Annotated in this window: 19 protein-coding genes and 1 tRNA gene; 8 read left to right on the top strand and 12 right to left on the bottom strand. The window is 38.2% G+C overall.

The annotated features are described in order from the left end of the window. Positions 1 to 40 precede the first annotated feature (40 nt). The gene (locus tag RMB06_RS17190) at positions 41 to 1303 is read left to right on the top strand and encodes a diguanylate cyclase (protein ID WP_069036846.1); all 1263 of its coding nucleotides are present in this window, start codon (positions 41 to 43) and stop codon (positions 1301 to 1303) included. A gap of 61 nt (positions 1304 to 1364) precedes the next feature. On the opposite strand, the gene argG is transcribed toward RMB06_RS17190, so the two are convergent. Continuing rightward, on the bottom strand, positions 1365 to 2723 hold the full coding sequence (gene argG / locus RMB06_RS17185; RefSeq protein ID WP_014206117.1) for an argininosuccinate synthase: 1359 nt from the start codon (positions 2721 to 2723) through the stop codon (positions 1365 to 1367). A 296-nt stretch (positions 2724 to 3019) separates the two neighbouring features. Between argG and RMB06_RS17180 the strand changes: the two genes are divergently transcribed. The 3 genes from RMB06_RS17180 to RMB06_RS17170 all read left to right on the top strand — a co-directional run bounded on the left by RMB06_RS17180 (position 3020) and on the right by RMB06_RS17170 (position 5910). Further along, the gene (locus tag RMB06_RS17180) at positions 3020 to 5050 is read left to right on the top strand and encodes an NADPH-dependent 2,4-dienoyl-CoA reductase (protein WP_311080508.1); all 2031 of its coding nucleotides are present in this window, start codon (positions 3020 to 3022) and stop codon (positions 5048 to 5050) included. Between the two features lie 85 nt (positions 5051 to 5135). Next, positions 5136 to 5225: transfer RNA gene (locus RMB06_RS17175), tRNA-Ser, on the top strand. A 367-nt stretch (positions 5226 to 5592) separates the two neighbouring features. Beyond that, on the top strand, positions 5593 to 5910 hold the full coding sequence (locus RMB06_RS17170; RefSeq protein WP_014206119.1) for a hypothetical protein: 318 nt from the start codon (positions 5593 to 5595) through the stop codon (positions 5908 to 5910). A gap of 11 nt (positions 5911 to 5921) precedes the next feature. On the opposite strand, the gene RMB06_RS17165 is transcribed toward RMB06_RS17170, so the two are convergent. Further along, a complete protein-coding gene (locus RMB06_RS17165; protein WP_284085951.1) occupies positions 5922 to 7022 on the bottom strand; it encodes a M48 family metallopeptidase in 1101 nt (366 codons plus the stop codon). Positions 7023 to 7042: 20 nt separating this feature from the next. After that, positions 7043 to 8131 (bottom strand): YjgN family protein, encoded by a 1089-nt coding sequence (locus tag RMB06_RS17160; RefSeq protein ID WP_262462332.1) that lies wholly within the window; start codon positions 8129 to 8131, stop codon positions 7043 to 7045. A gap of 920 nt (positions 8132 to 9051) precedes the next feature. Between RMB06_RS17160 and RMB06_RS17155 the strand changes: the two genes are divergently transcribed. Further along, positions 9052 to 9594 (top strand): TetR/AcrR family transcriptional regulator, encoded by a 543-nt coding sequence (locus RMB06_RS17155; protein WP_311080502.1) that lies wholly within the window; start codon positions 9052 to 9054, stop codon positions 9592 to 9594. A gap of 140 nt (positions 9595 to 9734) precedes the next feature. On the opposite strand, the gene RMB06_RS17150 is transcribed toward RMB06_RS17155, so the two are convergent. Beyond that, positions 9735 to 10205, bottom strand: a complete 471-nt coding sequence (locus tag RMB06_RS17150; RefSeq protein WP_032063064.1) for a hypothetical protein — start codon at positions 10203 to 10205, stop codon at positions 9735 to 9737. 299 nt (positions 10206 to 10504) lie between these two features. On the opposite strand from RMB06_RS17150, the gene RMB06_RS17145 reads away from it, so the two are divergent. From RMB06_RS17145 to RMB06_RS17135, 3 genes are read left to right on the top strand one after another with little or no spacing between them, the layout of a single operon-like run. After that, positions 10505 to 11176, top strand: coding sequence for a CsgG/HfaB family protein (locus RMB06_RS17145; protein WP_002120578.1), 672 nt, complete (start codon positions 10505 to 10507; stop codon positions 11174 to 11176). Positions 11177 to 11193: 17 nt separating this feature from the next. Continuing rightward, the gene (locus RMB06_RS17140; RefSeq protein WP_005070471.1) at positions 11194 to 11562 is read left to right on the top strand and encodes a DUF4810 domain-containing protein; all 369 of its coding nucleotides are present in this window, start codon (positions 11194 to 11196) and stop codon (positions 11560 to 11562) included. Then, complete coding sequence (locus RMB06_RS17135; RefSeq protein ID WP_002120567.1) at positions 11559 to 12239, top strand: GNA1162 family protein; 681 nt, start codon at positions 11559 to 11561, stop codon at positions 12237 to 12239. Before RMB06_RS17140 ends, RMB06_RS17135 begins: the two co-directional genes overlap by 4 nt. A gap of 157 nt (positions 12240 to 12396) precedes the next feature. Here RMB06_RS17135 and RMB06_RS17130 read toward each other — a convergent pair whose 3' ends face one another. The 8 genes from RMB06_RS17130 to RMB06_RS17095 all read right to left on the bottom strand — a co-directional run bounded on the left by RMB06_RS17130 (position 12397) and on the right by RMB06_RS17095 (position 21396). Further along, entirely contained in the window at positions 12397 to 12756 is a 360-nt protein-coding gene (locus RMB06_RS17130) for a hypothetical protein (protein ID WP_002120526.1), read from the bottom strand. A 376-nt stretch (positions 12757 to 13132) separates the two neighbouring features. Beyond that, the gene (locus RMB06_RS17125; RefSeq protein ID WP_079381166.1) at positions 13133 to 14491 is read right to left on the bottom strand and encodes an amino acid permease; all 1359 of its coding nucleotides are present in this window, start codon (positions 14489 to 14491) and stop codon (positions 13133 to 13135) included. A 145-nt stretch (positions 14492 to 14636) separates the two neighbouring features. Further along, a complete protein-coding gene (locus RMB06_RS17120) occupies positions 14637 to 16082 on the bottom strand; it encodes an FAD-dependent oxidoreductase (RefSeq protein WP_311080495.1) in 1446 nt (481 codons plus the stop codon). A gap of 18 nt (positions 16083 to 16100) precedes the next feature. Further along, a complete protein-coding gene (locus tag RMB06_RS17115) occupies positions 16101 to 17432 on the bottom strand; it encodes an APC family permease (RefSeq protein WP_311080494.1) in 1332 nt (443 codons plus the stop codon). A 186-nt stretch (positions 17433 to 17618) separates the two neighbouring features. Beyond that, positions 17619 to 18326, bottom strand: a complete 708-nt coding sequence (locus RMB06_RS17110) for a cache domain-containing protein (protein ID WP_057085886.1) — start codon at positions 18324 to 18326, stop codon at positions 17619 to 17621. A 65-nt stretch (positions 18327 to 18391) separates the two neighbouring features. Beyond that, a complete protein-coding gene (locus RMB06_RS17105) occupies positions 18392 to 19111 on the bottom strand; it encodes a FadR/GntR family transcriptional regulator (RefSeq protein WP_057085885.1) in 720 nt (239 codons plus the stop codon). Positions 19112 to 19166: 55 nt separating this feature from the next. Continuing rightward, on the bottom strand, positions 19167 to 19937 hold the full coding sequence (locus RMB06_RS17100) for a nuclear transport factor 2 family protein (protein WP_002120573.1): 771 nt from the start codon (positions 19935 to 19937) through the stop codon (positions 19167 to 19169). A 28-nt stretch (positions 19938 to 19965) separates the two neighbouring features. Beyond that, the gene (locus RMB06_RS17095; protein WP_119685431.1) at positions 19966 to 21396 is read right to left on the bottom strand and encodes a gamma-aminobutyraldehyde dehydrogenase; all 1431 of its coding nucleotides are present in this window, start codon (positions 21394 to 21396) and stop codon (positions 19966 to 19968) included. Between the last annotated feature and the right edge of the window lie 329 nt (positions 21397 to 21725).

The raw sequence follows: 21725 nt of genomic DNA, 5'->3' as shown, positions 1-21725 counted from the left end.
TGTTATATTTTGTTAATGTGTGAGAGGCAGGAATCAAGTAGTGGCAAATAGGGGGAATGTACATGAATTACTCAAAGCAAAAGAAGAAATAGAATATTTAGTAACTCTACATACCCATCGTTATGCCAATATTCCTCTGCCACATCAATTAGAAAAAAAATTCTGGTGTCTAAATCTTGAGCGAACTAAACAGAATATCTCAAAGTTCTTAGCAAGTGGCGTTTTAACCTATCTCATTTTCATATTGCTGGCTCTACCTACAGACTATTTGGTTATAGGGGTGCCTTATATTACTTGGGACTTCATCTATTGCTTACTGAGTGCAATTAATATTGCTTGTGCGCTACTGTTATTTTGGGTTTTTGCAAAGTTTAAAAAACTCACTGAATATTTTTATATCGCTGCATGTGGCATTGTATTTTTGACCATCATTATCAATGCAATGTTGCTCCTTAGCGTAGGAAATGTCGCTCTTAAAAACCAGTCGATGTTACTACTTTCCTTCTTATATATGCTGGGGTTTATTTTAAGCGGAATAAAGCCTCTACATATGCTGTATGTAGGTTTAACAGCAGCCTTTTGTGTTTTTTCCCTACTGATTCTATGGCAAGCGAATTGTGATTTTATTGCTTTGGGAAGAGCGCTGTTTGGAAGTTGTATTTTAGGTTTTTCAATTAGCACGATGCTTACCTCTAGAGAAAGAAGTCTCTTTTTAAATAATCAGCTTGCTGAGCTTAACGAACAGATTTTACGTATTGAGGCATCTGAATTGCTTCATTTAAGCCAGCAAGATGCACTGACTAATATCTCAAATCGACGTACTTTTGATGAAATGTTCGACTTTTTTTACTATCGTGCAAAGCAAGAAAAGCGTCCATTGGCTGTTTTATTTATTGATATCGATTTTTTTAAAAATTATAACGATTTTTATGGACACCAAATGGGGGATAAAGTCATCTCATCTATTGCCGCTGCAATTAAAAATTCGATTCGGCATGTTGATTTTGTTGCCCGTTATGGTGGAGAAGAGTTTGTCGTACTGTTACCGAAAACACCTGCTCAAGGCGCCTATGCCGTCGCTGCAAATATTTATAAAGCGATTGAGCGACAAGCGATTCCTCATGCAGCATCTTTAGTCTCTAAGCATGTCACGATTAGTTTAGGTTTTACTGTTTATACAGAAGGTTTTAAAGTAAATCAGGAAAAATTAATTCATGCTGCGGATCAAGCTTTGTATCGGGCTAAGCAGCTTGGACGTAACCAGATTTATTATCAACCTTTGGAAGTGACAGAACTTGTTTAAGAGCAAATATTTGAAATAAAAAAGCCACCTGTGTCGGTGGCCTTTTTATTAAGTAAGAAAATTATTTTTTCTTGCTATCAAGTTGTGGTACAGCAGAACCTTGGCCGATTGAAAGCAAACCAGCATCTGTATAGATACCAAGTTTTGCACGTGTATCGGTAATGTCGAGGTTACGCATAGTCAACTGACCAATACGGTCCATTGGCGTAAACATTGAATCGCCTTTTTCCATTGTTAAACGTTCAGCTTCGTACGTTAAGTTTGGAGACTCAGTGTTCATGATGGTGTAGTCATTACCACGACGAAGTTCAAGAGTCACTTCACCAGTAATCGCTTTAGCAACCCAACGCTGTGCAGTTTCACGCAACATAAGTGCTTGAGAGTCGAACCAGCGGCCTTGGTAAAGTAAACGACCTAAACGTAAACCGTTAATGCGGTATTGTTCGATCGTATCTTCGTTATGAATACCAGTAACCAAACGCTCATAAGCAATATGAAGAAGAGCCATACCCGGTGCTTCATAAATACCACGAGATTTTGCTTCGATAATACGGTTTTCGATTTGGTCAGACATACCTAAACCATGACGGCCACCAATACGGTTTGCTTCAAGAATAAGCTCAACCGGATTGTCAAAAGTTTGACCGTTTAAGGCAACAGGTACACCTTCTTCAAAACGTACAGTCACTTCTTCTGGAGTAATTTCAACTTCATCTTTCCAGAAAGCAACGCCCATAATTGGGTCAACGATTTTGATACCAGCATTTAAGTATTCAAGATCTTTTGCTTCGTGAGTTGCACCCAACATGTTTGAGTCAGTTGAGTACGCCTTTTCTTTTGACATTTTGTAGTCAAAACCGTTGTCGATCAGGAACTGTGACATTTCTGCACGGCCACCGAGCTCATCAATGAAGTTTTGATCTAACCAAGGCTTATAAATTTTAAGATTCGGATTAGTCAACAAACCATAACGATAGAAACGTTCAATATCGTTACCTTTATAAGTTGAACCGTCACCCCAAATGTTTACGTCATCTTCTTTCATTGCGGTAACTAGCATTGTACCTGTTACTGCACGACCGAGTGGAGTCGTATTGAAATAAGGAACACCACCTGTACTGATATGGAATGCACCACACTGAATCGCAGCAATACCTTCAAGCGCAAGTTGTAAGCGGCAGTCAATTAAGCGAGCTTTTACAGCGCCGTATTGTTCTGCTTTCTTTGGAATTGCATCGTAGTCATCTTCATCAGGCTGACCTAAGTTTGCAGTATATGCATAAGGTTCTGCGCCTTTTTGTTTCATCCACAATAAGGCAGCTGAAGTGTCTAGGCCTCCGGAGAAGGCAATCCCAACTTTTTTGCCTACTGGTACATGCTGCAAGATAGTTGCATTATCAGTCATTGCTAATCCTAACATTTATGAAAAAGACCCCATATAGGCGGTCTTGAGAATTCTGAATGGCGGCTATTGTAGCACTATTCATGGTGCTTTTTTTCGCAAAAAAAGCATTAATTCACTTGTTCTGATTCGAAGTTTTAATTTGATAAAAAATATAAGGCTATTTATAGAATAAGAAGAAGTGAATGAAGTATTGTTCTTAAATAAATGGATTGACCATAAGCTCCGATAAATTTCTTTGTATGGTCATCCAAAATTATCAAAAAAGTATTAAAGTACTATGCAACAAGTTGCAAAAAATATTGGGACGCAGCATGACAAGTTACGCCAATTTATTAAAACCATTACATTTGGGCTTCACTACCATTAAAAACCGTGTGGTCATGGGATCTATGCATACGGGGCTTGAAGACCGTTTTTACAATTACCCAAAGCTGGCAGCTTATTTTGAAGAGCGTGCAAAAGGTGGGGTGGGCCTGATTGTGACAGGTGGTATTTCACCGAACCGTCAAGGATGGTTAGCACCTGCTGGCGGAACCATGAATAGCTTATTTGATATTCCACAGCATCGTCTGGTTACACATGCTGTGCATAAACATGGTTCAAAAATCTTAATGCAAATTTTGCATGCAGGTCGCTATGGTTACCAGCCGTTTGTTGTGTCTTCAACTGCAATTAAATCTCCAATTTCACCTTTTAAACCACGCCAGCTTTCTGAAAAAAATATTCTGAGCACAATAGAAGATTACGCACAGTGCGCCGATATTGCCAAAAAAGCAGGTTATGACGGTGTCGAAATTATGGGTTCGGAAGGTTATTTAATTAACCAGTTTTTAAGTCGCCACGTGAACCAGCGTACTGACCGTTGGGGTGGTGAAATTGAAAACCGTATGCGCTTTCCAGTCGAGATTGTTAAAGCGATCCGTGCCAAAGTTGGTGAGAAATTTATTATTTGTTTCCGCTTGTCTTTACTCGATTTAGTCCATGACGGTAACACCATGCAAGAAGTGGTGACTGTTGCAAAAGCTTTAGAAAAAGCAGGGGTGACTTTATTAAATACCGGCATTGGCTGGCATGAAGCTCGTGTTCCGACCATTGTAACCTCTGTGCCTCGTGCAGCTTTTGTTGACTACACTGCTCATGTAAAACAGCATATTTCTATTCCGATTATTGCTTCAAACCGTATTAACATGCCTGAAACTGCCGAAGAAATTTTGGCAACTGGTAAAGCAGATATGGTTCAAATGGCGCGTCCTTTATTGGCCGATGCATTTTGGGTAAATAAAACTGCGACTAACCGTGTTGATGAAATTAATACCTGTATTGCCTGTAACCAAGCTTGTTTAGACCATGCTTTTAAAAATAAGCGTGTATCTTGTTTGGTTAACCCACGTGCAGGCCATGAAACTGAACTGGTCTATTTAAAGACTAAACAGCCTAAGCGAATTGCAGTTGTGGGCGGTGGAGTAGCGGGTATGTCGGCGGCAACTGTTGCGGCAAGCCGTGGCCATGCGGTCACTTTGTTCGAAGCAACTTCGGATGTAGGTGGTCAGTTTAACTTTGCCAAGGTCGTGCCAGGTAAAGAAGAATTCCATGAAACGATTCGTTATTTCAAAGTCCAACTGGAAAAAACTGGAGTGGACGTACGTTTAAATACTCGCGTGAACCGTGAACAACTTGAACGTGAAGGTTTTGATGAAGTGATTGTTGCAACAGGTGTAATCCCTCGCGCATTAAAAATTGAAGGAAGTGACGCACCACAAGTCCTTTCCTATGCTCAAGTTCTAAAAGGGGCAGAAGTCGGGCAAAAAGTTGCAGTGATTGGTGCGGGTGGTATTGGTTTTGACGTGTCAGAGTTTTTACTTAAACCGCCACATCAACCACAGCCTCAACCTTTGGCAGATTGGCAACGTGAATGGGGTGTAGACCCAGATCCGAACTATGTTTCTGAAGGTGGTATGCAGCCGCCAGAAGTTGAACCAGCAATCCGTGAAATTTATTTACTACAACGTAAAACCACACCACTCGGTATTGGCCTTGGCAAGACTTCGGGTTGGGTACACCGTGCACAGCTTAAAAAGCATGGTGTACGTATGCTGCGTGGTGTGCAATATAAAGCAGTCACTGATGAAGGACTTTGGATTGAGCACAATGGTCAAGACCAGCTTTTACGTGTAGATACTGTGGTGGTGTGTGCAGGTCAAGAGTCGGTAAAAGACTTGATGCCAAAAGAAGGTGAGTCGACTATAGCGAACTACTATATTATTGGTGGTGCAAAGCTTGCAGCAGAGCTAGATGCGAAGCGTGCGATCAAAGAAGGAGCAGAATTGGCTGCTCAACTGTAAAATTGATGAAACAATATGCACTTGAACACAAAGCGATGATATTTTTCTTGAATAAAATGAATAAGCTTTGTATTCTTACGCACATGGAAGCGTGGCAGAGCGGTTTAATGCACCGGTCTTGAAAACCGACGAGGGTGTGAGTCCTCCGTGAGTTCGAATCTCACCGCTTCCGCCAAATTCGAAAAGCCCCTGTTAAAAGCAGGGGCTTTTTTTATATCTATTATTTTACCCCCTCATTCTAACCTACATAAAAATTTGGATTGAGTTAGACAGATTTTGATTTCAGTTTAATTTTATATTGTGTAGTTAATGCACCATCATAATGGTCAATATCTTGTAATTGTTTGATGAATTCTTTCGGGACGACTATTGCTGCTATATGTATAATTATGGGTAGAATAGCTCCTTATAATACTAAGCCCTTTGCATCACTAACTTGCAAATTAAAATCGCCTGATATGTACCGAATTTCAATTAATAGGTATGGATAGTTCATGAATCTAATAAATCACTGTAGTAAGTTATTTCTTGCAATTTTTCTTATGATAAATCTTTCAAATACGTATGCAGCAAAGATACAAGCTGTAGATGCTGAAGTACAGGAGAGTGCTGTAGATGTAATGGAAGCTGCTGGAGCAGAAGCTGTAGGTGGGCAAGAGGATATATGCCGTGCTGACGAGGCTTGTGACGTTGCATCTCCTGTTTCTGAGGATGAAATGTACGGTGGTATTCAACAGGAATATGTCGTAAAAGGCTGTAAGGTAACAATCTACAATGATGGGCCTGTGAAAATGGTCAACGTAAAGACAGATCAACCATGTGATGCTCCACTTCCTAAAGACCATAAATTTTCTAGATAGACTTTGTGAGCCTATAAATTATTTTGTGCGCCTTTCTGTTTTTTCTCATAATCATGAACCATTCGAATACGCTCTTCGGTTGCAGGATGAGAGGATAAAGTATCAAGAACAGCTGTAGATAGTTTATTAGCTGAAGATTCTTCTTGAGAAGTTGGTGGGTTGGCCTGATTCTTTTTATCGATACCTTCTTCTGTTGTATCACTTAAACGTTGTAAGAAATTTGCGAATTGCGAGACTTCTATATGCTTCCTATCCATCAGCTGTAAAGCATATAGATCGGCTTCGGACTCAAATTTACGTGAGTAATTTGCGCCAATCATAGCGGCAGGTAATGACGTAAATAAGTCTGAATTATCTCCTGTCATTGCAATGTATAATATACTTAAGCCTAAACTCGTTAACCCTTGTTGCAAACTATGGCGATAAACCAAATGACCTTGTTCATGGGCTAATACGCCTATGATTTCCTGATTCGTATGTGCCAATTTGATCAGTTCATCTGTGATAATAATCGTATTATTGGGTAGCGCTACAGCATTTGCCCCTAACTGATCACCTTTACGGAAGACTAATTTGGCTGGTTTGTTTTCAGCAACAGTATTCAAATATTGTTTAGTAATTTGATCTTTTTGAGTTTGTGCTAATTGGCTGGGTGCAGTCCAATTATTTAATACATAATTCTCGGCTTCATCACCTAGTTTCTTTAAAGTATTCTCAGGCAATTGAAAAGCAAGATAGTGGGACGTTGCTGGAACCCCCCATTTGACTAGACTGATCGCAAAAGTAATCACAAAAATTACACTAAAAAGAATAAGACCCGGAGAGCGTTCAAATTTCCAGATCGAATGTTGAACCTTTTTAGTTGAGTAATTAAACCATTCAGGTAATGCACTATGAAATTCAATCCGTGCATCATCAGATAATTCAATTACTGGGTGTAACTGTCCCAGCGCACCAATCAATTTCATATCAGTATATTGATAATGGCGCTGAAGTTCTAATTGCTCACCATACCGAATTAGAACTTCAGATTCAGATTGAGCTGAAATCTGAGCACGGTATGGTTTAGACACTAGGCCATCATAGAAAGTGATATCTACTGCGTGGGACATAAATTATTAAACTCAGATTATTATAAAGAGATGTCGATATCAAAAATATCACTGATTTCTTCAGCTAAAGCACTTTGCTCTTGTTGAGCTAGATTCATCATTTGATCTGGATCATCTAATAAAATTAAACTCATCGATTCAATTTTGTATTTGTGAATACGAACTGCAGCCCAAGCAGACATTAAACCTAAGGATAAGATTTTTACAATCCAGTTCGAGGCTACAATCCATGCGAAACGCCATTGGTTACAGTCTGTTTTAAATTGACTGTTTCCAACTGTAGTATTGTTCCATGTCGTAATAAAAATACGTGCAGCAATTAATGGATAAATAAATAATCCAATAAATGCATATACCGTAAATATTCCGAAGAATATAGCGTTCGGTGAGAACCCAGAAATTGTTCCTGCCATAGCAAAGTAAATGATTGAAAAAATAGCAATTATACCAATTGCAATAAAAACTGGTATATAAACTGCAGCCATATATGCAGACCATTTCGCGTTTAATTTAAAATTTAATTGTCCAGCATATAAGTTGTTAAGATAATATTTTTTATATAGCCAAATAGCTACAGGTGTAAAAATTCCTAAAGTGAAAATATATACCAATATACTCAAAAGAAAGACTTTATAAGATTCTTTTATCGTTCCACCAAAGTAAAAACGTGCATTGCCGAACTTACTATTTCTTGCAGTAAAACGTAAAGTAGCGCGAATTAGCCAAGGTACTGCTGCATATAGCGCAACTAGTCCAACCACAGTCGCAATCATTGAATACTGTGATGAAATTGCAAATACGACGTAAATTCCTAATGCAATTAAACGTCCAATCAAAATCTTGGTTGGAATCCCTGTAAAATCAAAGCGGCGTTCAAAAAATTCTGTATTGCCATAGAAATAGCGTAAGCGACGAACTTTAGCCCAAGGTGCATATAAGCTCAAAGTAATAATAGTCAAAAGAATATTAACGATCCAGATTCCAAAATATTCTGAGGCATTCCCATGAAATTTAAAATGATGAATTCCTGAATGTGAAATTGGTGGGGTTGTAATATTTTGATCCTCATTTACATCTTGAGGAAGAGAGGTTAAAGCTTGGTCTTGCATTTTATTCTCTTTATTGAAAATATATGATCTTGATTGAATGTAATAGATAATTAGAAAACTATTGAGAATATTATATATTTTTTATAAATTGAAATAAATAGAATGAAAAGCAAACAACTATTTTTACCATTATATTCTTATTGAGTTGTTTCGAGCAGAAAGCTTATCTCGAGAAGTATAAATAATAGGTTTAAAGGCATCGGTGACTTATTGTGATTGTAAATTTAGTAGTAATTCTAAGAAAAACTTTCTACATCATTAATTTCATCATTTACCATTTTTTTATATTCTAATCTTACCTGTTGAAACTAATATATCTATATAAATTTCAATCCCGTTATAAACCCCACTTTAACAATAACTCATTCATTATTTATCCTTACTTTTTAATGGTCTAATTTAAAACAAATGTCATTTTGTGTGCTTGACTGTAAGAGAGTTGAATACTATTCTTCGCATGCTGGCCACATTGCCAGTCGGTTGTCGCAGACCGTCTCATAGAAGCATTAAAGGTTTTATACCTTTAGTGTCTAGCCCCTCGTGCCCCCTCTACGGTGGAACGGGAGGGGGACACCCACGGGTGTGCTGGATCTATGACCAGTCTGCGAACCCCCTTTCGTTCTGCCACCATAATTTTAATGATTTGGCAGAACTCCCAATAAAAAGGAGTTGGCTTTGCACATTCATTATTTCTTGGCAGCGGCTGCCAAAGTCTATATCGACACAACTTAAAAATTTAAAGCAGCTTGAACGCCATAAGGTTTTCTGGCTTTAAGTCATTTTTACTTAAAACTTAGCAACTACAAAACTTGAGATGTGCCAAGCACCGTCTTACGGCTTTGCTGTGCCTTTTTTCTCCCAGAAAGGGCACAGGCTTTTTATCTCATTTAGAAACAACAAGAATTTATAACGGTAAAACGATGCCAACTTTAGAAATATCTTCCAAAAAATTACAGGTTATTCAAACCGCCATCCAACTTTTTACCACGCATGGATTTCATAATGCAGGCGTAGACCTGATTATCAAAAAATCCAAAATTCAAAAAGCGACGTTTTATAACTACTTTCACTCGAAAGAACGACTTGTTGAAATGTGCCTAATCTTTCAAAAAAGCCGACTCAAAGAAGAAGTTCTGGCAATTGTCTACTCACACCGCTACCCAACCGCAGCCGATAAACTCAAAGAAATTGTCCGCTTACATGTTGATGTAAATAGCCATTACCATCTTTTGTTTAAAGCCATTTTTGAATTAAAACCGCTTTATCCTCGAGCTTACCGCATGGCGATTGAATATAGAAAATGGGTACTTAAAGAGCTTTTTGATTTGATATTTAGTCTAGAAAGTCGTGGCTTAAAACCTGATGCCGATATGGTTTTAAATCTAATAGATGGTTTGATGTTTGGGTTTTTAAGTACCAATAGTTTGAGTGAGAGGGATGAGGTGTTGGAGCGGTTTTTTTAAATAACTTGAGGAATAGTGCTTTGGAACAAGATGCTTTTGAAAAGGTAGTTCAAAAGCATCTTGCTCACTTAGTTTATATGGGGCTGATATTTTAAGCTAAACAGGAATATTGGCTCTTATTTTCAGAGTTTAATTTTGACTTATTGAGACTCATCTAAATCACGTTCGCGGCAGGATAATTCATAGTAATTACCTTTTGGTAGAGAACTAATTTTAAACCCATAGTAAGTGCTATCGGTTTCTATCGGAGCGATATTACATTGATTCTTTTTTGCAAATTTTTCAATTAATATTAAATTGGTGGTTTGCTTAAATACAGCTCCCCAACCTTCACTCACACAACAGCCCACATATTCAGACATATATTCATCTGAAATAAGCACAACGTTTTGTCCCATAAATTCATAAGGTTTTTTGAGTTTGTATATATCGTTATAGTCTGCTCTTGAAATATTAGGTTTTTTGGCTAGGAAACCTTTTTGTTTAAGAATTTGAAACTTTAAAAAATCTTCAGGACCAGTACCAAGTCCCCGATAAATCGAGCTATTGTCCTCTGCAAAACTATATGAGCTGAAAATGCTAACTAAGCTTAAAAGTAATAATTTTTTCATTTGTAATTTCAGAAGTTGTATTAGGGCATAATTGTTTCATATCTTCTTTAAAGCGTAAAGTAAGTGGCTGATTTTTATATCATAGATAGATTTTTCTATACCACGGCAAACCATGATTAATTTACTAATAATAGGTTTCATATAATTAACTATCTATAGAATAAATTTTTTGCTTCTTTAAAAATTATTTAAACGAATTAAATAAATTTTTTATTAGAGTCCTAATTTATTCGCTTATTTGATAGTCTTTTTGTATATAATATGTATTCTTTGTATTTATTTATCTTTATAGAGTAAACATGAAAAAAATATTAATCATTACTACTTTGAGTTCTTTCGGTTTAATTGCTTGTTCAACTACTGAAACTTCAAGAACGATACAAAGCCCGCAAGTAACTGTAGCTACATCACAAATTAAATATACGGGAGTAAAGGCTCCTGTTTCTATCGGTAAGTTTGATAACCGCTCTAGTTATATGAGAGGTGTTTTCTCTGACAATGTAGACCGTCTAGGCGGACAGGCGAAAACTATTCTTGAGACACATTTACAGCAAACTGGTTATTTTACAGTTTTAAATCGAGACAATTTATCTGAGATTAAACAAGAAGTTGGGTATAGTAATACAAGCCAATCTATTAAAGGTGCTCGTTATGTTCTCACAGGTGACGTATCTGAGTTTGGTCGCAAAGAAGTAGGTGATCAGCAATTATTTGGTATTTTAGGTCGCGGTAAACAGCAAGTTGCTTATGCAAAAGTTAATCTAAATGTCGTTGATGTAAAAACATCTGAAGTCGTGCATTCCGTACAAGGTGCGGGTGAATATGCCTTAGGTGCTCGTGAAGTATTAGGTTTTGGCTCTACAGCTTCTTATGATTCGACTTTAAATGGCAAAGTACTTGATTTAGCTGTTCGTGAAGCAGTTAATAATCTTGTAACAGATATTCAAAATAACCGTTGGTCAATTCAATAATTTTGGATATGTGTTAAATGAAAAAAATTCTTTTAAGCAGTTTTCTTGCTATGGGATTGGTTGGGTGTGCCGCTGGTCCTCAACCTTTATATAATTGGGGAACTTATACTCATCAAACCTATTTGATGTATAACTCACCTGAGAAAGCGACACCAAGTACGCAAATCACAAAATTAGAAGCTGAAATTGAGAAAACTAAAGGCAAGGGCTTAGCCGTTCCGCCAGGTTTATATGCGCATTTAGGATTATTGTATTTACAAGAGAATAATTCTCAAAAAGCAATTGAGTATTTCCAGCTTGAACGACAAGTATATCCAGAATCTACAGTTTTAATGGATCGCTTATTGCAAAAAATGAATGCTAATGGTGGGAATGCAAAATCATGATGAAGAAATTTCTAATTGCTGGTTTGGTTATCTCTAGCCTTGCATTTACTGGATGTGCCGTTACTCCACAACCTAATAAAGATATTACAGCTTATAAAGCTCATATGCCAAAATCGATTTTGGTATTGCCTCCAGTCAATGATTCGCCTGATGTAAAAGCGACTTATAGTTATTGGCCTACTGTGGTGGCACCTGTGGCAGAAGCTGGTTATTACGTTTTCCCAATCTCTGTCGTAGACAATATGTTTAAAGAGAATGGGGTTACTAATGGTAGTGATGCTCAGTCTATTGCACCCCAGAAATTACAAGAGATTTTTGGTGCAGACGCAGCTTTATATATTCGAATTAAAGAATATGGTTCTAAATACCAAGTGATTCAGAGTGTCGCGACAGTAAGTGCTGATGCAAAGCTTGTTGATTTAAAAACTGGAGATGTGATTTGGACAGGTGAGAAAAAACTTGTTCAAGCAAGTAATGATGGTAATGCGGGTTTAATCGGAATGGTCGTCGGTGCTTTAGTTGAACAGATTGCTGGCAGCTTTACTGATCGGGCTTATCCATTAGCGAGTATGGTAAATACTCAACTTTTTACCCCGACGACTTATAATCCGGGTATGGGGTTGTTATATGGTCCACGTTCACCAAAATATCAACAAGATGGAGTAGTAGCTAAGTAAATTAAAGTCTTAACTAAAGTTTTACTTTATTAAAAATAGGCTGCTATCTAGATTAATTATATGAAATGCTAGATAAAAATTTATTATTCCAGATAGTTTATAAATTTTTTGATTAGGTAGGAGAGCTAGAGCAACTAGTTCTCCTATTTAATTTAAATTACTTCTTTTGCTTAAAGCGGTATTTACATTTTAAACAGCGATAATCTTGAAAAATATTCTTGTCGATTATTACGCCAGCTTTCTTACCAAAAATATTGCCAACTACACCACCAGTAATTCCTGCACTAATGGCACCGACAAAAGTCCCTACAGTTCCGCCAACAATTACACCTAAAGGACCAGCAACAGTACCAATAGCTGCTCCAACAGTAGCACCAGTCGCAGCACCACCTACAGTGCCTGCCGTTGTACCGGCAGCTGTGAGTAAAACACCGCCAGTTGTTCTAAGTAATTTGTCATGGTCACGTGCTTCAATTTCTGTAGAACCACACTTAGGACATTGCAGAGCTTTTTCCATAAAATTTCCTGTCTTTCATCATTGAGTGACACAGTTGACGGCTAAATCAGTGCAGTGGGTAAAGAACCTGTCTTGCGATGCAGTATCTTTTGCCTATTGAGTGATCGTAACGATAACTGGTCTGTTTTGATTTTAGCTGAACATTGACACAAATATTTATAGATCATGTAAACACTTGTACTTTAATAATTATCTCATTAAATACCAATGTTTAGAATGACTAACGCTTACATATCCATGTGTCTAGCAGAGAGCAATTCAATAATAATGAATAAAATGTGAATGGTTTTTTGAGTAGATTTTCTGAAGTTACTTAGGGTAACAAGCTGTTAAATGATAAAAGGCTTATCCTGTTTGAATAAGCCTTTTTTGAATATTAGATTGATTTTTTCCAACTCAAAAATTTATATAATCCAAACATGAATGTAATCCAGATTGGAATTAAAATCACCGATTTTTCAAACCCTTGAGTCCACATGATGTATAAAATCATGCCAATAAAAATCAAAACGATATAGTTACTTAAAGGTGAAAATAGAGCAGGGAACTTGGCAACTTTATTCTCAAGTTTCATGGCACGTTTAAACTTTAAATGCGTAAAGCTAATAATTGCCCAGTTTAAAACCAGCGCAGCCACGGCCATGTACATGAGATAGCTTAAAGCTTCTTCTGGGATAAAATAATTCAGTAATACACAACCAAAAATTAGGATAGAAGAAAAGATAACAGCAGGTGTTGGAACCCCTTGTTTGCTGACTTTTGTAAAAATTTTGGATGCATGGCCTTGTACTGCTAGGCCATATAACATGCGACTGTTTGCATACATGCCGCTGTTATAAACTGACAATGCAGCAGTCAAAATAATAAAGTTCAGTAAATGTGCTGCCCAGCCAATCCCAAGTTGGCTAAAAATCATCACAAATGGACTTTTATCTAAACCACCGAGGTCAAGCTGATTCCACGGAATGAGTGACATGATGATAGCAAGCGAAGCCACATAGAAAACCAAGATTCGAAAGATGACTTGGTTAATGGCTTGTGGAATACTTTTTTCTGGATTTTCAGCTTCAGCAGCAGTCATTCCAATTAGTTCAATACCGCCAAAAGCAAACATTAAAAAGGCGAGCATATAAAATAGGCCCGAGAACCCATGCGGGAAAAATCCGCCATGCTGCCATAAGTTTGCAAAGCTAGCGATAGAATCACTACCCGCGGTAAGCAATAAATATAAGCCAAACACGATCATGGCAATGACCGCCGCAACTTTAATAATAGCTAACCAAAACTCAGATTCGCCATAAAATTTAACGTTGCCTAAGTTCAAACATGTGACCAAAACAAAGAAAAATAAGGCTGATATCCAAGCAGGAATGTGGGGCCACCAGTAATGCACATATTTAGCAACTGCTGTCAGTTCGGTCATCGCGACCAGAATATAAACCACCCAATAGTTCCAGCCCGATAAAAAACCGGGGAATTTCCCCCAATATTTTTGTGCAAAGTAACTAAAGGAACCAACCACAGGTTCTTCTACGATCATTTCACCCATTTGGCGCATAATTAAAAATGCGACCAAACCGACAATGGCATAACCTAAAATAATAGAAGGACCAGCAGACTGGATGACTTGTGCAGAGCCTAAAAATAAACCTGTCCCGACAGCACCACCCATAGCGATTAACTGGATATGGCGATTTTTAAGTCCGCGTTTTAATTGGGAAGATGAATTGCTCAAAATATATGCGCTGAATAAAAAAGCTGGCGCTATTGTAATAGATTGGTTAGGGATAACCTAGTTTGAAAAGGATTTTACTCAGCTAAATAAAAAGGATCCGTACAAAGCTATACGAATCCTTTTTATAAAATGATGTTTTTATAAATTAGAAAGATACCATTTTGCCCGGATTAATCATTGCACCAATACCATACATACTTTTTGCGAGTGGAATAACAACGGGAGCAAGGGTACGACCAAAAATAATATTTTGATGATCAATTTTAGATAACATTTCGAAGTCGTTAGATTGCTCAACAAAGTCATTTGCAATCGCTTTACCAATACGTACCGTCTGAGCAACGCCGTGACCACTCCAACCATGAACAGCATAAATTGGGAATTTATGACCAAACTTACGGCTATCTACTGCACCATTTACGGTTAAATCGGTCGTGCCACTCCAGACAAAATCCATCTCTAAATTTTTAATTTGAGGGAAAACCGTATGAATTCGATGTTCTAGATAATTTAAAGTTTTCTCTGGACCCCAGCAGGTTCCTGTACCTTGGCCACCAAATAATAAGCGGTTGTTAAACACGGGACGGTAGTAATCAATCTGGAACTGAGTGTCATAGACCGGATGCCCAAATGGGAGTAGCTCTTTTGTATCAAGCTCTAGCGGGGCAGTCGTCGCAACATAGGTATAAAACGGAATTGTGGTATTGTTTTGCTCTGATAAAAGTTTAAACGAAGCATGGTGCACGGCTAACACCACAGACTTTTTAGCTTTTACGACAGCATTTGCTGTTTGAACATAAATACCATCTGCTTTTTCTTCTATTGAAATAACTTCTGTTTGCTCATAAACAGTACCGCCATTTTGGCAAAAGCCATAAATTAAACCACGGTTCAAAGCTAAAGGATGAATTTGTCCACCTAACTCATCAATTAAGCCACCTGTATAGTAGTCAGATTTAATATAGTCCATGAGTTCGTGTTTACCCACAATGCGGGTATGGTCTTCACCTAAATATTTTCGTGCATCGGCGCCTTGTGTTAAACCAACTAAATGCCCTTCATGAACGGCGGCGGTAATGTGGCCGTATTTGCGGTCAAAGTTGAGTTGGTATTTTTCCGAGATGTCATCAATGAGTTGCATCGCTTCTGTAGAGGTAAAATGCCAGAGTTTTTTGGCATCTTCATAACTCAAGCGATCGGCCATTTCTTGAGCTTCCCAGCGAGCTAAACCAGGGGTAAGTTGTCCGCCATTGCGTCCAGAAGCTGCGCTACCAATGCGATTTTTTTCTAATAAAACAGTCTCTACGCCTTGTTCAGCTAAATGTAAGGCTGTAGATGAACCTAATAAACCACCACCAATAACCACGACATCACATTCAATATCAGCTTTTAAACTGTCAAAAGTATGCCAATCAGAAATTGAGCTTTCATAGTAGTTCGCTGGGTTATCTACCGATGTGCCTTCTATAGTGGTAGCCTCAAATTTTGCATGTTTCGGATTTAACCAGCTCCACTCTTTGCCTACCTGTAGAGATTTACTTGGTTTATATTCCACGTCTTTTAAAAGTTGAGGTTTAGAAATAATTTTCATGACAAATTTCCTTAAATATTAATAAGCATTACTAATAGCAATGCTTTGTTTTTTAATCGTTTTATAGATAAATAGGAGAATACCCAAAGCTAACCAGAAACATCCAAAAATCAGTGAAGATGAGTCAAGATTAAGCCAGAGGCAAATAATGCTGATTACAGAGATAAGCGGTAAAAATAGGTTTAGAAATTTGTTTTTAAAACCTGCGCGCTGTTTATCTTTAATATAAAACTTCATAAAAACAGAGAAATTTACGGCTGTAAAAGCGGCTAGGGCACCAAAGCTGATGAGGCTTACGACTTGGGCTAAATCTAGAAAAACCGCGGACATTGAAATAAGACCAACAAACAAAACCGAAAAAAATGGTGTACCTAATGAGATATGAATTGTCCCAAAATACTTTTTAGGGAAAATATTATCGGTACCCATTATATACAGTAAACGTGAAGCACTGGCATGAGAGGCAAGGCCAGAGGCGACTGTGTTCATAATTTGTCCGCATAAGAATACGGATTGGAAAAAAGCACCACCCACGTAAAGCACAATTTCAGGTAATGCTTCTGAAGGGTGTTGAAAGCGTAGATTATTTGGAAAATATAGCTGAATAAACCAAGCGGCTGTGAAAAAAATAAGCCCGCCAGCGAGAGTTGTTAACATGACTGCACGAGGAATATTTTTGGTGGGTTGTTTGGTTTCATTAGAAAGCGTGGTAACCGCATCAAAGCCCAAAAATGAAAAGCACAAAACTGAGGCACCCGCAACGAGTGGGAGTAAAGATTGGTGCTCATGCCAGAGTGGCGCCAAAGTAAGCACATGCTCATAACCTTGAGTCGAGCCAATACCCTTAATCACTAAATAAACAAAAATGACCATGAGTATGATCGGTGCAAACACAAACAACAGGCTTAAATTGGCGAGTAATCGAATGCGGAAACAATTCACTAAAGTGACTAGGCTTGCCGATACAAGCACCCAGAACCAGTAAGGCAGGCTTGGGATAAGGGCTGTGAGATAAATCGCAGCTAGCAAAACATTAATGAGGGGTAATAACAAATAGTCGAGTAGTGAACACCAACCGACAAAAAAACCACTTTTAGGCCCTAAACTTTCAGCGGTATAGCTATATGCTGAACCTGATTTTTCTGAATTTTGACTAAATCTTGCATAGCTCCAAGCGGTGAGTAGCATGGCGCCAAGTGCGAGTAAATATGCCAGTGGTACGTGTCCATTGGTAATTCCAGAGACAATACCGAAGGTATCAAATACCGTCATAGGGGTCATGTAGGCAATACCAATAATCGTGACTTGCCAAAGAGACAGTTTTTTTAAGGAAGACGTTTTATTTTCCATGTCATTTCAACCTCAAATTCGTTGTTTTGCTTTTCATCCGGAAAAGCGATGCTATTTTTGAGCCAAAACTTCCCCTAGACCTGAATAAACAAGTCTGTTTGGAGAAACTTTGAACAAAAGCTAGGGGCTGTTTCGCTTTAGTGATGCCCTAAAGCAAGATCAGATATTTATATTTTCGGCTTCACTCTAGATCACGACCAGTTGTAAAGATTGACACGGTCGTGCCAGAAACTGCTCGGGGCTTTGGCCTTTAAATAATGTGCCTGTTCTGATGGTGATATCATTTGAAGTAATCACTCGAGAAGAGTCGTTAATCACAATTGCTTTTTGTTTAATATTTTTAAGCTTCGGCATAAGAATTTTTTCCAGTGCGGAAACTAAGATATCGGTAGCAATCACACCGATAAATTGATCATGAATCATGACTGGATGGGCAAGGGTGATGGTGTATGCACCATTGCAAATATAGTCGACATAGGGTCCATGAATGCACGGACTCTTATTTTGAGCAGGTTTATGGAACCATTCAAAAGAGCGAAAATCTAAAAATCGCTGAGCATTTTGATAGTTTTCAAGTTTAGCTTGTTGTAACTGATCTTCTTTTTTATACCACCATTCGAGTGTCCAATAATCTTGCTCTTCTTGCGTTGCAGGGCTATAACTTGCAAAACCAATACCCTGACTGTAATGGCTTTCCTGTAAGGCCTTTTTAATTTCCTTTTGTAAAGCTGAGCGTTCTGAACCTGAAAGCTTAATGTCTTTTGTTTTTTCAGGTTCATGTTTTGAAAGAATTTTGCTCGCTTTAGTTGCCAGCTTTTCTGTAATGGCTGTCGTTTCTTCAACCACCGTCTTTAACAAATTTTGAAGCTCTTCTATATCTAAATGTTGGGTCATTCCTATAACTCCTAAAATTCCGTATTTCTCACTCGATATTTTATAAGTGCTCTACTTTATTGTTTTTATTCGATAGATAACTTATATCGAAGCATTTGGTCTGTTAGCATCGAAATGATTTTTCGCGCTTGAATAACAGCATCATCTTCATTGCCTTGAACAAAAGATGATAAAAGTTGGTGGTATTGTGCGACGACCAATTGATGAAATTGATCCTCTTGATAAAGCACAGCAATGAGCGGTGCCCATTCGGCTTGTATGGTTAACTCTTGATTTGCCAGTCGAGCTGATTGAGCAAAAGAGGTAAGTGTTAACAAACAACGTAAATCAAGTTGGGCACGCGTGTCTGGTTCAACTGCTTGTTCAAATTGATCAATAAGCTCTTTGATTTTACCCAGTTCATATTCAGTAGTTCTTTGTGCTGCCAAATATGCACCATGGCTTAAAATTGCACTATGAAACTCGCCTAAATCAGCTAGATATTCATTGGAAGCCTGACGCAGAGGGTGCTTGTTTAAGAGTAAATCGGAAGGCAACTCACAAACAAAGCTTCCGCCGTTTCGCCCGCGTCGTGTATCAATCAGACCTTTTACGCGTAAAGTATTTAAAGCTTCACGGACCGTAATGGGTGACACTCCCATTAAGCGAGCTAGATCCGCCTCGTTAGGAAGCTGTTCATTGCTTTTGAGCAATCCAGAGATAATTGCATTTTCCAAGCGTTCTACAACTTGTTCCGATCGAGTTGCCTGAGCGATAGGTGCAAAAATTATCGTATATGCTGACATGGCGAATTCTCTAAAAGCTAAGTCAGAGACTTAGCTTAATGAAACGGATAAATGATTAAAACACGCCATATTGATGGACTGCCTGTTCATCTTCAGGCACAGCTGGTATTGCATCCCAAAGTTCAACAATTTTGCCATTATCTACACGCCATAATTCAAAATAGGCATGTCGATTTCCAGCAATGCTTCCCTCAGAATGTGTCAAGACAAATTGACCATCAGCAATGGAGCGGTGAGTTTTGGAGTATACCAAACCTTGTCCTTCATTACGGATATTGTTCAAAAAATCAATGACTGCTTTAACACCATCGCCAATGTCTGGACTATGTTGAATGAACTGATCGTTGTGAGTGTATTCTTTAAATGCTTCGTAATTGCCATCAATTAATGACTTCTTAAAGAAAGAGGTCACAATCTCACGATTTTCCTCTGGGTCATGGTGAGTGACGATTTCAGTCGGACCATCTAATTGAGTTCTACCACTCACATTTGGCGCGGCTTCTGCCACCAGACCATCCCAGTGTTCCACAATTTTGCCGTCTTTTACTCGGTAAATATCAAAGCCAACTAACGGGTTTTCATCTAATCCTTGAAAGCGGCCATGAATTGCAACCAAGTCACCATCTGCTAGTACACGTACAGCTTCGTGTTGCATGTCAGGACAGTCTTCTACCAATTGGCGAAGGCCCGAAATGCCATTTGCAACCAGTGGTGAGTGCTCTATAAAGTCTTCAGAAAAATAACGGTCCAGAGCAGTGGTGTCGTGCAAATTAAATAGCTCGTGATGGGCTTTAGTCACCAAGTCTTTCATTTCTTGTTTATTCATTTTGATCTCCTTTCAAAACTCATTGTTATTATTCATTTGAACTCATCACATGTTTAACGCGAGTATATTCTTCAAAACCGTAGCCAGATAAATCTTTACCATAGCCTGACTTTTTGAAACCGCCGTGTGGCATCTCTGCGGTTAAAGGAATATGGGTGTTAATCCAAACTGTACCGAAATCGAGTTCACGAGACAGACGAGTGGCGCGGGCATGGTCTTTGGTCCAAACACTTGAAGCTAGGCCATACTCAACATCGTTGGCTTTTTCAATCGCATCATTTTCATCTGTAAATTTTTGAACGGTAATCACAGGTCCAAAAATTTCATTTTGAATGGCTTCGTCGTGTTGTTTTAAGCCACTAATAACAGTTGGTTCAAAATAGAAACCTGGGCGGTCTGCCTGTTTTCCACCTGTTTCAACTTTGGCGTGAGCAGGTAAGTTGTCGATAAACGCTTTAACGTTTTTCAATTGGTTGGCATTGTTAAGTGGACCATAAAGCGCGTCTTGATCATCGGGTTCACCAAAACGGGTATTTTTTGCAGCTTCAACTAACTTACTTAAAAATTCATCATGAACAGATTCAGCCACAATTACACGTGTTGCTGCAGTACAGTCTTGGCCTGCGTTGAAATAGCCTGTTAAAGCAATCATTTCAACTGCTTTGTCGAGGTCGGCATCTTCAAAAACCACTACAGGTGCTTTACCACCAAGCTCAAGATGCGCTTTCGCTAGATTTGCTGCGGCAGAAGCTGCAACTTGTAATCCGGCACGAACTGAGCCTGTAATAGAAACGAGTGCAGGGGTCTTATGTGATACAACTTTTGAACCGACCTGAGCTTGGCCTAACACCACGTTAAATGCACCTTTAGGGAAAAATGGTGCAGCAATTTCTGCCAGTAAAAGCGTACTTTCAGGCGTAGTATCACTTGGTTTAAGCACTACTGTGTTACCTGCGGCTAAAGCTGGAGCAATTTTCCAAACAGCCATCATGAGTGGATAGTTCCAAGGTGTAACTTGCCCAACTACACCGACAGGTTCGCGGCGAATAGAAGAGGTTAAACCTTCTAAATATTCACCTGAAGCAGTGCCATTGAGTAGGCGAGCAGCACCTGCAAAGAAACGAACCTGATCTGCTGATGCACCCACTTCTTCAGATGCAATTAAGTGTTTTAACTGACCCGTATTACGACTTTGAGCCTCAATTAAACGCTCCGCATTTGCTTCAATAGCATCTGCTAAATTCAGTAATGCTTTTTGACGAGTCGATGGTGTACTACGTCCCCAAATTTTAAATGCTTCTTTTGCAGCAGTATAAGCAGCATCAACTTCTGCCTCGGTTGCATTCGGTGATTGTGCATAAACTTCACCAGTCACTGGGCTTACCAAGTCGAAATAATCATTTCCTTTGCTAGCAACATATTCGCCGTTAATAAAGTGTTTTAGTTGAGTTTTAGCCATTTTTTATACCTTGTCCTTAGGTTTTAACATATAACATATAACATATAACATATAATACTATATGTATTATGTTTTAAATTTTCTGTCAAATGCTTTGATGAGAGGATTGAGTGAAAAAAGTTGGGATTTAAATCAAATTAAAATTTAAGTTTTTGATTTGATTATTTAAAAAAATTAAAAAATTTATTGAAGATTTTTAGGAAAGATTCATTGTCGTAATAGTTCAATAGATTTGATAAAAAATCATAGAATAATTTTTCTCATCGAAAGCAGTTTGATGAGCCAAACATTGTGCTTAGCTCATCAATTTCGAGTTCTTATTTATTGAA

The organism is Acinetobacter sp. V104_13, from assembly GCF_031798995.1.
Taxonomy (GTDB): Bacteria; Pseudomonadota; Gammaproteobacteria; order Pseudomonadales; family Moraxellaceae; genus Acinetobacter; species Acinetobacter pittii.
Note: the sequence above shows the minus strand (reverse complement) of the source record. Positions and strands in the feature narration are given on the sequence as shown.